The sequence below is a fragment of the Cognaticolwellia beringensis genome (assembly GCF_002076895.1).
GTDB classification, from domain to species: domain Bacteria; phylum Pseudomonadota; class Gammaproteobacteria; order Enterobacterales; family Alteromonadaceae; genus Cognaticolwellia; species Cognaticolwellia beringensis.
In genome coordinates this window covers 56,185-68,577 of sequence record NZ_CP020465.1, presented here as the reverse complement: position 1 = coordinate 68,577, position 12,393 = coordinate 56,185, and the positions used below count along the sequence as shown (strand labels likewise).

13 protein-coding genes are annotated in these 12,393 nt (G+C 37.7%); 4 read left to right on the top strand and 9 right to left on the bottom strand.

Going from position 1 to position 12,393, the window contains the following annotated elements:
- Positions 1 to 253 precede the first annotated feature (253 nt).
- Entirely contained in the window at positions 254 to 1,102 is an 849-nt protein-coding gene (locus tag B5D82_RS00295; protein WP_245807528.1) for an HDOD domain-containing protein, read from the bottom strand.
- Between the two features lie 99 nt (positions 1,103 to 1,201).
- Positions 1,202 to 2,002, bottom strand: a complete 801-nt coding sequence (locus B5D82_RS00290) for a DUF2797 domain-containing protein (RefSeq protein WP_425429898.1) — start codon at positions 2,000 to 2,002, stop codon at positions 1,202 to 1,204.
- A gap of 172 nt (positions 2,003 to 2,174) precedes the next feature.
- Between B5D82_RS00290 and B5D82_RS00285 the strand changes: the two genes are divergently transcribed.
- On the top strand, positions 2,175 to 2,447 hold the full coding sequence (locus tag B5D82_RS00285; RefSeq protein WP_172820609.1) for a GIY-YIG nuclease family protein: 273 nt from the start codon (positions 2,175 to 2,177) through the stop codon (positions 2,445 to 2,447).
- A gap of 132 nt (positions 2,448 to 2,579) precedes the next feature.
- Positions 2,580 to 3,293, top strand: coding sequence for a DUF3581 family protein (locus B5D82_RS00280; RefSeq protein WP_081148259.1), 714 nt, complete (start codon positions 2,580 to 2,582; stop codon positions 3,291 to 3,293).
- 113 nt (positions 3,294 to 3,406) lie between these two features.
- Here B5D82_RS00280 and B5D82_RS00275 read toward each other — a convergent pair whose 3' ends face one another.
- Both B5D82_RS00275 and B5D82_RS00270 read right to left on the bottom strand, forming a co-directional pair.
- On the bottom strand, positions 3,407 to 3,661 hold the full coding sequence (locus B5D82_RS00275; RefSeq protein ID WP_081148257.1) for a PGPGW domain-containing protein: 255 nt from the start codon (positions 3,659 to 3,661) through the stop codon (positions 3,407 to 3,409).
- Positions 3,662 to 3,825: 164 nt separating this feature from the next.
- On the bottom strand, positions 3,826 to 4,338 hold the full coding sequence (locus B5D82_RS00270; protein ID WP_157673812.1) for a hypothetical protein: 513 nt from the start codon (positions 4,336 to 4,338) through the stop codon (positions 3,826 to 3,828).
- 219 nt (positions 4,339 to 4,557) lie between these two features.
- On the opposite strand from B5D82_RS00270, the gene B5D82_RS00265 reads away from it, so the two are divergent.
- Together B5D82_RS00265 and B5D82_RS00260 are read left to right on the top strand one after the other, a co-directional pair.
- Positions 4,558 to 5,436, top strand: a complete 879-nt coding sequence (locus B5D82_RS00265) for a DNA ligase (protein WP_081148253.1) — start codon at positions 4,558 to 4,560, stop codon at positions 5,434 to 5,436.
- 38 nt (positions 5,437 to 5,474) lie between these two features.
- A complete protein-coding gene (locus tag B5D82_RS00260) occupies positions 5,475 to 6,089 on the top strand; it encodes a LysE family translocator (protein WP_081148251.1) in 615 nt (204 codons plus the stop codon).
- A gap of 64 nt (positions 6,090 to 6,153) precedes the next feature.
- Here B5D82_RS00260 and B5D82_RS00255 read toward each other — a convergent pair whose 3' ends face one another.
- From B5D82_RS00255 to B5D82_RS00235, 5 genes are all read right to left on the bottom strand, one after another.
- Positions 6,154 to 7,047: a class I SAM-dependent methyltransferase gene (locus B5D82_RS00255; protein WP_081148249.1), complete on the bottom strand. Its 894-nt coding sequence runs from the start codon at positions 7,045 to 7,047 to the stop codon at positions 6,154 to 6,156.
- A gap of 86 nt (positions 7,048 to 7,133) precedes the next feature.
- Complete coding sequence (locus tag B5D82_RS00250; protein WP_081148247.1) at positions 7,134 to 8,558, bottom strand: sodium-dependent transporter; 1,425 nt, start codon at positions 8,556 to 8,558, stop codon at positions 7,134 to 7,136.
- Positions 8,559 to 8,742: 184 nt separating this feature from the next.
- Entirely contained in the window at positions 8,743 to 9,582 is an 840-nt protein-coding gene (locus B5D82_RS00245; protein ID WP_081148245.1) for an HDOD domain-containing protein, read from the bottom strand.
- Positions 9,583 to 9,661: 79 nt separating this feature from the next.
- Positions 9,662 to 11,356 carry a M28 family metallopeptidase gene (locus B5D82_RS00240; protein ID WP_081148243.1) on the bottom strand — a complete coding sequence of 565 codons (1,695 nt, stop codon included), beginning with the start codon at positions 11,354 to 11,356 and terminating at the stop codon, positions 9,662 to 9,664.
- Between the two features lie 235 nt (positions 11,357 to 11,591).
- A complete protein-coding gene (locus B5D82_RS00235) occupies positions 11,592 to 12,083 on the bottom strand; it encodes a winged helix-turn-helix transcriptional regulator (RefSeq protein WP_081148241.1) in 492 nt (163 codons plus the stop codon).
- Between the last annotated feature and the right edge of the window lie 310 nt (positions 12,084 to 12,393).

Genomic DNA, 12,393 nt, shown 5'->3' with positions numbered 1-12,393 from the left:
ATAGAAATTATTAAGGAGATACTCCCGCACCACGACAGTGCGAATGAAATTCATTTGTAAGCTGCTGGTGCAATATTTTTTGCAAAAAATGGTTTACATCGAAGGAATGGAATAGGTAGAAGATATGTAAATGCAGTAAATAAAAAATGCAGGATCTGGAGTTAGTTTTAAGACCAAAGGCCTATACAAAGACCATTAAGGTATCGAAATGTGTTTGATTCAGGTAGAGAAGTTTACGCTTTAAGCATAACGATTAAAAAATCATCGCAGAGCCTGGATTTATAATTGATAAGACACTTAAGCGCTCAAAATCACAAAAATTAACTGCCCCTTGTAGCATATCTTCATTTATTGGTAACTGCTGCATCGCATCTTCGGTTAAAATCAGTTCAATTGGGTGCATACTACAATCAAATTGACTCAACATAATTCTTTTCGCTAGATACAATAATTTAGTTTCATCGGTGCTGTAGGAAAAATCATTATTATCTTGGTTGCGAATAGGTTCGATAATGCTATACGGTAATTGCCATTGCTTTAAAAGCTCGGCCGAGCACTCACCATAAGTAAAACCAAAGGTTTGTTGTTGCTTATCCCAAGGTAACTCTGTCGCTGTGAACTTATTAGCCACGGATGCTTTTTCAGGGGACGACTGTTGAATAACAAGCTCACCTAAGTTATGCAGTAACCCTATAATAAATAGGCGTTCAGCATTGGGGATTCTCAGTTGAACGCCAATGTATTTAACGATTAACGCACAATCAACGCTTTTACACCAAAAATCATCTAAATAGTCCGGATCTACATTTAATTCCTTAAACGCGCGGCTAGTAAAAAAAGATATCACGAGGTTATATACTTCGGTAATTCCCAGCACCAGCAAAGCTTTAGAAATGGTATCAATTTTCCCGGGATAATTAAAAAATGAACTATTGGCAAGTTTTAATATGGTTCCCGATAATGCTGGGTCTACTATAATTACATCTGCGATGTCGTCAATCGTTGAATCTTCATCATCAATCAACTCCTTAATACGGACAAAAGAATCTGAAAGAACAAATATTTCACTGGCTTGTTGTGCATAATCGTTAGCATTCATCATAATGATCCTAAAATCGCTTTCATCGCTATAATAACTTAGCTAAAACTAAATCTACGGGTAATAAATTCAGTTTAGCCTATGTAATACCAAATGAAATAATTAACTTACCTGTAAATTAACATGATACGACGTAAATTTACGTAAATTAATCACGCCAGTTTCAAAAATTAAATATTGTCCTTTAATACCGAGCAATACACCTGAAACCTCCGGTGTTTTATCAAAGTTAAAGGATGAAATTTTTGTTAAGTACTCTTTAACAGGAAAATGTAAATCCACAACACTTTCGTCTAATTCTATGACAGCATCAGCACCATACTTGAGACTAACGCTTGCCAATTTTTCTGCAATTTTAGGCTTCAGCTCTTCCGCTATGGCTTTTAAATCTAGCGCATCAGCACTGCCTTTAAGCATTGCTCGCCAATTGGTTTTATCGGCAATAAATTCAGCCAAAGCAATTTCAACTAGCCCTGACTGTAAGCGAGTGCTCACTTTAAAAATAGGTAGAGCTTGTGTGGCGCCTTGGTCAATCCACCGAGTCGGTATTTGCGTATGGCGCGTAATACCGACTTTTAAGCCAGAGGTATTCGCTAGGTAAACATAATGAGGGATCATACAATTGCTTTCCCCCCATTCTGGCTCTCGACAAGTGCCTTGTTCGAAATGGCAAGTTTCTGGCTTCATAATGCACATGTCGCATTGTGCTAGTTTTTGCATACAAGGGTAACAATAGCCTTGAGAATAACTCTTTTTTATTTTTCTGCCACAATGCTGACAATCGATATAACCACTAAAATTCAGTGTCAGGCGCTTCCCAATAAGTGAATTTAGCTCAACTTCTTGATCGCCCAATACCATGCGATAATTTACCGTACCATCTGAAGCTAAATCCGCACGCATTTTGCGCAGAGCACCTGTTTCTGTTTGTAACATATCTCAACCTATTATTTTTTCAGACACTTATAGTATAAAAATCGCCTACTAGCAGCCACCATTAATTCATTTTTATCTCGAATATCTCCCAAAAAATTGCGAAAATGAATTATTAGCTCTCTGATCAGACTTTATTATTATGTGGTACGTATATTTTCTTCGTTGTGCCGACAATAGCCTTTATGCAGGCATTACAACCTCGCTTGAACGACGCTTAGATGAGCATAATAAATGTAATAAAAAAGCGGCAAAATATACCCGTGTTCGCCGCCCGGTAACTTTGGCATATTCGGAGCCTCAACTAAACCGGCAGCAAGCAAGCCGCCGTGAGTATCAACTTAAACAGCTGAGTAAACATAACAAAGAACAACTGGTTAATACTTATACATCAACCAGTACAGCAGAAAAATAGCCACTATATCCTCTAAAGGCCTTATTCTTACTGGTCAGCTTAGTGAGTTATATATTAATAACCTTCGATTTTAGCAAGGCATACTGATAGAATAGCGCCGATTTTAATAGCTTTAAGTGATGACAAGTATCCATGTTTTTAGAGAATTATTGCCAAATTACGGATGATCAAATTAGTTTCACACGCCAACAGGCAAGTGACTTTGCTAAGCAAATTGCTGATGATTTTAATCCTTTGCATAATATTGATGCCAAACGCTTTTGTGTTCCGGGCGACTTGTTGTTTTCATTAATATTGGAACGTGCCGGTTTGCACCAAGAAATGAGCTTTAAATTTTCTGGCATGGTAACTGATTCCACAAAATTAAATATCCCAACAGAAATAACCACAGTGGCCAGCATCGTCGACGATAATCAAAAAGAATATTTGAATATGTCAGTGTCAGGCGACTACACCAAAAACAGCAATTCCATTACCGCATTGACCCGTGCATATGTCGAATTTTCGGGCCACACTTTCCCACACATTCTCGTAGAATTGATGAAAGAATGTCAGGTGATGATCAACCCGACTCGCCCGATGATAATGTATGAAAGTATGTCAATTCATCTTGATAACCTAGATTTTGAAGACATCACATTACGCTTATCATCAACGACGTTAGATATTGATGGTAAACGCGGTAATGCCTGCTTATCGTTTGATTTAGTGTCACAAGACAAAGTCATAGGTCACGGCAAGAAGTTTATGCTATTGAGTGGTTTACGAGAGTATTGCCAAGACACTATTGATAATATTGTGACACAATATAATAATACTAAAGCACTTTATATAGCGCAAAAGTAGCCTGTCAGCTCAATAGCACTGCTTGGTTTAAGTCACTATGAGTAATTGCGATAAAGCCATTACTCATTAAATTTTTCGCTAATTAAGCTGTTACAACTTTCAGCCTATCGAGATTAACCACGTAGTTTCCTGCCTAACCAATGACACGCTTGATCAGTTTTGACAGCCGCTTGGCGAAAATAACGCTGACTTCTTTTTAGCCACACTTTTGCCCAATCATATTCTACACTTAACAATGCTAAACCAAGCGGTATAAATATTACTGCTGGGCCGGGTAAAAGTATAAATATGGCCCCAATCAATAAGCACATAAAACCTAGGATAATGAGACCTGTTCGCTTTATTTTTGCTGCTATAGTATTTGGCATATTTGGCCTATAAATTATTAACCGTCTATTTAGAAAATAAAAAGCAAGAGTCGTTCCAAAATTAATTACTCAATATTATCAATAAATTAAAAATATACATTTAAAAACTATGGTAATAATGTGGCGTAAAAGCCAACATATTAGTCGCTAGTGCAAAAGTATATTTAATAGCTTTGTTCAAATTTTGTTTGTTGGCTACGTTTATCTTCAACACAGGCGGCAAACTGTTGCGTAGATTTTGGCCGAGCACACATTTTCGCTGGTTTATAGAATAACAGCCAAGCTTGCAACTTTTCATCTTGATATATTGAACGCACTACCACAGGGTTATTACTGGCAAAAGGCACTAAAGGTTTAATCGATTTTTGAACGACTAGATCAGTACTAGTTTTGTGGTATTTTTTCTTACTCGTGTACTTTTTCTTTGATTTTTTCTTCTTTTTTTTCTTTAATTTGGGTTTCAGCTTACCGGTTTCACATCGCCACCATGTATCTCGGGCTTTAGCTTCTTTATTAGATAAACTTTGACTACGCTTGTTTGAACTAGCCTGACGCTGTTGATTTTGAATATTATCGAGTTTACTGCGATAAGCTTGGCAGTGTTTTTTTCCTGCTATCGCCGAAAATGAGCCTAATAAAATCATTAACATTAGGCAAAAAAGAAAAGTCCGTTTCATTGTCTATCATCCATTGAATTCCATTTTAAGCCAGAGTGTAGTCAACATTGAGAAAATATCGACTTTATCTCACGACTAATCAGGTTAATTGTTTATTTCCTATGGAGTATGTATAAGTGATGAAGCAATAACAAAAAACACTTCTATACTGTATGCAAATTTACTTAAAATACGCGTTAGATGAGATTAAATTCAACGCGAATAAATAAAGGAACAAGGATGTTTCAAACAACGACATATCAACAATTTTTTTGCCTTATTTTTTTACTATTTATACTGCCCTGCGTGCAAGCTCAACAAGTAAAAAAAGATCAGATGGACCTGAAAAAACCGCGATTACAACTTGCCACTAAATATCACAAAAGTACGGCTATTACTGACTACTGGGTGAGTGAAAAATTAGACGGTGTACGTGGATACTGGACTGGAAAACAGCTATTAACAAGAAGTGGTAATCTATTATCCCCTCCAGAATGGTTTATTGAAAATTGGCCTAAAGTCGCGATGGGAGGAGAACTATGGAGTGAGCGAGGAAAATTTGAACAAATTAGCGCATGCGTCAGACGCAAACGCTCAGACGGTGCATGCTGGAAAAATCTTAAACTCATGATTTTCGACTTACCCCAACAAACAAATAGTTTTACGGCGCGAATTGCCACCATGAAGCAATTAATTCAGGATAATCACTCGCCTTACCTGGCGATGATCCAACAACAAAAAGTCGCAAATAATGCAGATTTGTACGCATGGTTAAATCGCGTTGTTGATAATCATGGTGAAGGTTTAATGCTTCACCTTGCATCAGCAACTTATCAACGTGGTCGTAGTAAAAACCTATTAAAACTCAAAAGACATCAAGACGCTGAAGCCGTTGTTATAGGTCATTCTGCAGGGAAAGGAAAATATCAAGGCTTACTTGGCGCATTATTGGTTAAAACGCCTGAAGGCATTATCTTTAAAATAGGGACGGGATTATCTGATCATCAGCGTAAGTTAGCGCCGAAAGTTGGCAGCGTAATAACCTATAAATACATTGGTAAAACACAGCGAGGTGTGCCAAGATTTGCCAGTTTTCTTCGCATTAAAAATGTACATTAGTTTTCTAAAACACTCACCTAGCTAAGGCGTCTCAAATTATGGAGTTTCATTTATGGTTATCATTGGTTGTTATTTGTATTCTTGGTGCCTTATCTCCAGGCCCTAGCCTTGCTATAGTGATTAAAAACACCTTAAACGGTGGTTCACAACAAGGCTATGCCACAGCCATCAGTCACGGTTTAGGTGTTGCATTATATGCAGCGATTACAGCGACAGGTATTGGCCTGCTCATTGTACAATCGCCTATGCTTTTCGCGGCAATAAAATACGCTGGCGCAGCTTTTCTGTTGTACCTGGGCATTAAAGCCTTAATGAGTAAGCAACAAAGTATTCAATTTGCCCAAAAAGATGGCGCCCTAGATCCAACAATCAATGGTTGGCGAGATGGCTTTTTAATTGCTTTCTTAAACCCTAAACTAGCGATTTTCTTCTTAGCATTATTTAGCCAATTTGTTGAACCCGATGCAGGTTGGCAACAGAAAGGCATAATGACCGCAACCGTCGGCATTATCGATATGCTGTGGTATATCATTATTACTTTTACAATGTCACGTGGGCCTATATTAGAAAAACTAAAAGCTAATAGCCATATTGTCGATAAAGTTACCGGTAGCTTTTTGATTTTATTAGCGGCTCGTGTGGTATTGAATTAGTCAAAAATTATAAAATATAGTGCTTTGCTTGAATAAAAAATTTATACCTGCAAGCGATTAAGGCTTACACCCTTGGTTTATATATAAAGTACAAACACTTTAGCCCTTTACCATCATGCGCTTCTTTAAAAACTTCTGGGGCATTAAGCTGATATTGAAATACGCAATCGGGGCATTCTCTTGCCACTTCTGCCAGTAAAAATTCGATATTGAGATCTGGCGAATTTAAGCATAACAATACGTCACCATTGTCGGACATTAAATCAGGTAAGCGACGAATAATTTTCTTATAATCTCTTTCAATATCAACGCTACCTTTCTGAAAAGATGGCGGATCTGAAACTAACAGTTGATACGGTCCATGCTTTTTCAGACGCCCGTAAGATTTAAAAATATCAACACCTTCAAAAATAACCTTACTGAGATCTTGTTGATTCAGTCGATGATTTTCTCGCCCTTTTGTTAAAGAACTTTTACTCATGTCAATATTAACCACTTTACTTGCATTGCCTGCCAATGCAGCGACCGAAAATGCACAGGTATAAGAGAACAAGTTCAGTACACGCTTATTTTCGCTGCAGTTTTTAACCCATTCTCGTCCATTTCGCATATCCAAGAACAATCCTGAATTTTGCGCTTTACCTAAACTGATATGATATTTTAACCCATGCTCTTTTGCGGTCAGATTAGTTATTTCTTGTCCCCAGAGCAGTTCGCACGGGGCAAATTTTCGACAGCGATACTGTACTTGAATAGATTGGCATTTATCGGTCAATGTCTTTAATTGAGCGACTTGCTCAGCTAACCAATTTGGCTCGACTTCTTGATATAAACTGATCAAAATAACGGGCTCAAACCAATCAATATTGACATGCGACAACTCAGGATATGCATGGCCACGACCATGGAATAGCCGTTGGCTTTCACTGAAGTCACATGGTTGGATAAATTCAATCATTATAAGAAGCTCTAGCTACAAAAAAATAGGGCCGGATAATAACAAATTATCCGGCCCTATTCATTTTAAATAACAACTAGCTTTATTTAAAAGCCAAAAATACTATAACCAAAGAACTTTTGCATAACCGTATTGATAAAAATACCAAATACTATTACGGGGATAAATGTCCCTAACGAAAAGTTAATATACTTCTCAACCCAAGAGCCTTTATAGTTTGTATTCCCTACCGAAAGTTCTTCAGATAACTGCAATCTTTTCCAGCGGTAACTAACAAACACACATAATAAAAAGCCATTTAACGGTAAAATAGTATCGTAGAAAACATCATAAATCACATCAAAAAATGAGCGAGTTCCGCCAGCATAAGAGGTAAACTCTGTGAAATATGACACCATACCAAATGATAACGTTGCAAAAACAGTTAATACCCCTGCCGTCATCAATAATATCGATAAGGCTTTCTTACGACTGTGTTTTTTCTCTGTTACTAAATAAGATACTGGCACCTCTAAAATAGAAACTAACGAGGTAATAGCGGCAAAAAACACCAGAATAAAGAAGAACGCCGCTACCGCACTTGCTCCGATATAACCAATTGAAGTTTGCAACGCTAAAAATATTTTTGGTAAAAAGGTAAAGATTAATGATACTGAACTATCACTCAATTCCGCTGGATTAACATTAGGATTGAATGAAAATACCGCTGGTAAAATCATTAAACCGGCAGTGAATGCAACCGCGGTATCTGTTAAAGCGACAAGCTTTGCTGAACCAACAATATCGGTTTTACGGTCAATATAAGAGCCATAAGTAATCAGTATGCCCATGCCTAAAGACAAGGAGAAAAACGCTTGTGATAACGCGCCATTAATCACCGCAGGCGTAATTTTAGATACATCAGGAATTAAGAAGAACTTAACACCTAAAAGTGCGTTATCTAACGTTAAAACATAGCCCACCATAATCAGGAGCATAATAAACAAGGTCGGCATCAATATTTTTGACGCCCTTTCGATACCGTCTTTAACACCGGCAACCAGGATAAAGTTAACAATGGCGGCAACTACCCCCATACCCACGAATAAATATGGGCTATTAACAAACTCACCAAAACCATTACTGCTGGCTAAGTAATCTAAATTACCGCTTAATGTTAAAACGATATAGCCAAAAATCCATACTGTTAACACCATATAAAAAACAGCGATCATAAAGGGGGTTAACACGCCAAGAAAACCAGCAGCGCCCCAAGCTCTACTACCGCCACTTAAGGTTTTATAAGCCCCAACAGGCTCTTTTGCCGTTTTCCGACCAACCGCCATTTCGGCAACCATCACAGGTAAACAAATAAAGAAAACAAAAAGTGCATACATTAATAAAAATGCACCGCCACCATTTTTAGCCGCATTCACAGGAAAGCCAACCAAATTACCAATACCAACTGCTGAACCTGCAGCAGCTAAAATGAACCCTAAGCGGGAACTAAAATGCTCTCTTTCTGTACTCATAAGTGTCCTTCGTTGTAATTTTAGGGCTAATAATTATAATTTTATTTAAAAAAGTGCCCATTTACCTGTTGCTCGCCAAAATAAGCGCCGACCGATGCTAGCAGGCTTTATTCCTAAAGTCTTGTTTTGAAATCAGTCCTTAGCCAGCAAAGTGTATACTATATATTGCACTTGCTAAGAGTGGTTAACCATAAAATTTTGCATTCATAATGTTGAGGATATTTTCTGTTTCAATTGTAGCGAAATTTGCCGCATCCTCTAAATCATTGCTTGATACTTTCAAGGAGTTACATATCACAGCATCAATACTGTCATCATAACTAAAGTCTTCAGGGTGACATTCAGCTAGTGCCAATCGAGAGGCTAAGTAAAGCACTTTCACATCTTGATTAATTTGAATGTTATGGGCATTGTTATAATGGCGAATTGGCAAAATTATTTTATCTGGGATCTGCCAAATTTTCAGTAACTCGGCGGAAACTTCAGTGTAGGTAAAGCCTAACACCTGTTTCTGTAATTCCCACGGCAGTATATCTGCATTATAAGCTTCACACTGTTTGGCTAAGTCTGGTGAAATTTTCGCGACAATAAGCTCGCCAAAATTTTGCAATAAACCCGCAACAAATAACCGTTCTATATCTCGAATTCCAGCGGTAATAGCTAAGTTTTTCGTTGCTAAACCACAAAAAACACTCATATGCCAAAAGCGTTTTAAATCGATAGATTCAGTTGAAAAATGCTTAAATGCGGTAGCGGCAACATCAACTAGCATCATGTTATAAATAGCTTGAGTACCAATAATAGTAATCGCACGAGAAATAGTACTAATTTCACCAGGAAAACTGTAAATGGCACTATTCGCAATTTGCAGTAAGCGTGATGTCATAGAAGGATCGACACTGATAACATTGGCGAAATCTTCTATGGTGGAATCGTCATCTTCCATCAAGGCTTTTATTTTAAAACACGCGTCGGGAAGCGCAAAAGAGCCATTTGCCTGTTGGGCGTATTCGAGGGCATTCATCAATTAATAATTCCTTATTTAAATGCTTAATATCTGTATTGAAACCAATTGAAATAAATACTCCAATGGGTATTAAACATTATTGCGCAAATGTTAGACCAAAAAAGTCACCGACATGCCACTGTGGACGCTCTGATTGGTTGGCAATCTCTAAACCTATCATCATGTTAACCAATGCGAAGTTGGCAGCAGCTTGGTAATTAATCGGCAACGTGATTTCGTCGCTGTGTTGATGATAGTGATTCTTTAAAAAGTCACCAAATACCGCACCACCATCAATACTGTCATCTGTTGATTTAAAGCCCGTCATCAAAAATACCGATGGAATACCCGCTTTAACAAAACTGTAATGATCACTGCGTGTGAAAAGTGCCTGTTCAGGCATAGGGTCTTCACTCAGCTCTATATCAATTTTCTTCGCCGCTGTAGCCACAATTTCCCCCATGGTTGAATGGGTTGATCCAAAAGCGATAACATCTGCAAATGGATATAAAATTAACGGCATATCCAAATTAACATTAGCCACTAATTGTGTCACCGGTATTGTCGGATTATTAGCAAAATAGCTTGAGCCTAACAAACCTTTTTCCTCAGCCGTTACCACAACAAACAATACTGAACGCTTTGGTTTTGTTGGCATTTGCGCTAATAAACGCGCAGTTTCAAGTAAAATAGCGACACCAGAAGCATTATCTAATGCGCCATTATTAATGGTGTCTTCCTCATCGCTATGTGAGCTTACACCTATATGGTCAAGGTGGGCGCTAAATACAACAAACTCGTTTTTTAATTCGGCATCACTACCTTCAATAGCGGCGATAATATTTGGACTGGTGATCTGTTCATATAGAGAGCGGTTTTTCAATGTTACTTGATAAGGTAAAGCAAAACCTTTTATAGCTACATTTTTAGTATCTGCGTCATAAATATCAGTTAATGATTGTGCTGCACCTTCAAACAGCGCTTTGGCTGCATCTTGCTGAATATAAGCACTAGATACGATTTCCGGTTGTTTGCCAAACGGCACATCATCCTTCGTGAGCCAGCTTAGACGTGGTGCATTGGCATATTGTGCAGATTTTTCAAAACTTCGAACTTTTTCACGTTTAGGTGTATGTATCGTAATAAAGCCGACCGCCCCCTGCGCCGCTGCATGTCGACTCTTCTCAGCGCCTGAGCCAATATGAGCACCTTCTTCAGACGGTAAATCATCAGGTCTGCCCGTTAACGCAACAACAATTTTTCCTTTAACATCAATATTTTCATAGTCGTTATAGCCAAACTCTTTAGATACCACCCCATATCCAACAAACACTGTTGGCGCAGTTATAGCGGTTTCATTTTGTAAGCTCGAGCCCGACATTAAAAAATCTGTTACATAATCAAGCTCTACCTCACCGTTCAAGCCATGAATTATTGCACTGGCTGAACCCTCAACAAGATAACTTTTACGAAAACGAACTTCTTGTTCAAATCCGCGTGGTTCACTGCCTACATTTGTGCCTTGTGGCGTCAACCCAAGCTGTTTAAAATAAGATTTTACATAGTTGGCGGCAATTTGATAACCATGACTACCGGTATCTCTACCCTGTAATGTGTCATCAGCAAGAAATTCTATATGCGCTTTAATATTGTCGGCATTAACCTGGCTAGGTACTTCTTCAATGCTAGTTTGCTCAGGCATAGTGGGCTGCTTATTACAGGCAGACAACGCAACAATAGAAAATGCAACTAGACTAATTTTTTTGATTATTTTCGATGGGAGTATATTCATGGATTCTCATTAACTTAAGCCTAATAGACATTAAAATCACTCCTAAACTTGGTAATGAAATATCCATTTGGCTTAATTATTATTATAATTACATCTGAGCTTTTTAGAAATTTACATCAATAAAAGCAGCTAAAAAATATCTTCTGACACTATATCTGCTGTTATCTGAAAAAACTAGTTTACAATACTAAAAGCAAACAGTGCGTAGAGCATAGAGTGTTACTATAACTTTGCATTACTGCATTTGGTCATCGAAAATTGGAATACCTGAGTGTCGTTTTACATGTTCCATAACCACATAAGTATGGGTTTGTGACACCCCCGGCAACTCAACGATATTACCTAATAAGACCCGATATGCATCCATATTTTCGAAACGTAATTTCAGCAAGTAATCAAAGCCTCCTACTACCATATGACATTCAGCCACTTCTTTAATTTCAATTACCTGAGCGCGAAACTTATTAAAAATATCAGCAGTAGTACGATCAAGCGTTACTTGAATAAATGCGGTCATACCACACTTTAACTTGCTGGCATTTAAAAAAGCACCGTAGCGCTCGATATAGCCTTCTTGTTCGAGGCGTTTTACCCGCTCCAAACAGGGACTCGCACTTAAATTAACATGTTGTGCTAAAGTGTTATTTGATATCCGACCATTTTTTTGTAAAATATCTAAAATAGTTAAATCAATGCGATCTAGCGTTCTGGGTTTACTATTTGTCATTTGTTAGTCTATTTTATGGTGAATGACTTAAATTACAGAATAAATTACCGTAAAAACCCCAAAAGCGCCAATACATTGTGTTGCTATCCCAATTTGAATCATTAAGTGGTCTATTTTATACACAGAAAAAATGACCAAATATAAGGTATTTATGTTAATTACGAGTTTGTTATGCCTATCGGCTTTAGCATTGCCTAATAAGCGACATCCATGCAGCCATAATGATTTAATAAATAACACAGTAGTCGTTATTTAAACCCGTATCAATAATCAGGTAACAGTGAGGTTGTTATAATCAATTAAATCTAGA

Coding starts and splice junctions, on each gene's coding strand:
- B5D82_RS00240 (WP_081148243.1), bottom strand. CDS start 11,356: ATGAATATACTCCCATCGAAAATAATCAAAAAAATTAGTCTAGTTGCA.
- B5D82_RS00265 (WP_081148253.1), top strand. CDS start 4,558: ATGTTTCAAACAACGACATATCAACAATTTTTTTGCCTTATTTTTTTA.
- B5D82_RS00255 (WP_081148249.1), bottom strand. CDS start 7,047: ATGATTGAATTTATCCAACCATGTGACTTCAGTGAAAGCCAACGGCTA.
- B5D82_RS00295 (WP_245807528.1), bottom strand. CDS start 1,102: ATGATGAATGCTAACGATTATGCACAACAAGCCAGTGAAATATTTGTT.
- B5D82_RS00290 (WP_425429898.1), bottom strand. CDS start 2,002: ATGCGTGCGGATTTAGCTTCAGATGGTACGGTAAATTATCGCATGGTA.
- B5D82_RS00270 (WP_157673812.1), bottom strand. CDS start 4,338: ATGAAACGGACTTTTCTTTTTTGCCTAATGTTAATGATTTTATTAGGC.
- B5D82_RS00245 (WP_081148245.1), bottom strand. CDS start 9,582: ATGAATGCCCTCGAATACGCCCAACAGGCAAATGGCTCTTTTGCGCTT.
- B5D82_RS00285 (WP_172820609.1), top strand. CDS start 2,175: ATGTGGTACGTATATTTTCTTCGTTGTGCCGACAATAGCCTTTATGCA.
- B5D82_RS00280 (WP_081148259.1), top strand. CDS start 2,580: ATGTTTTTAGAGAATTATTGCCAAATTACGGATGATCAAATTAGTTTC.
- B5D82_RS00260 (WP_081148251.1), top strand. CDS start 5,475: ATGGAGTTTCATTTATGGTTATCATTGGTTGTTATTTGTATTCTTGGT.
- B5D82_RS00275 (WP_081148257.1), bottom strand. CDS start 3,661: ATGCCAAATACTATAGCAGCAAAAATAAAGCGAACAGGTCTCATTATC.
- B5D82_RS00235 (WP_081148241.1), bottom strand. CDS start 12,083: ATGACAAATAGTAAACCCAGAACGCTAGATCGCATTGATTTAACTATT.
- B5D82_RS00250 (WP_081148247.1), bottom strand. CDS start 8,558: ATGAGTACAGAAAGAGAGCATTTTAGTTCCCGCTTAGGGTTCATTTTA.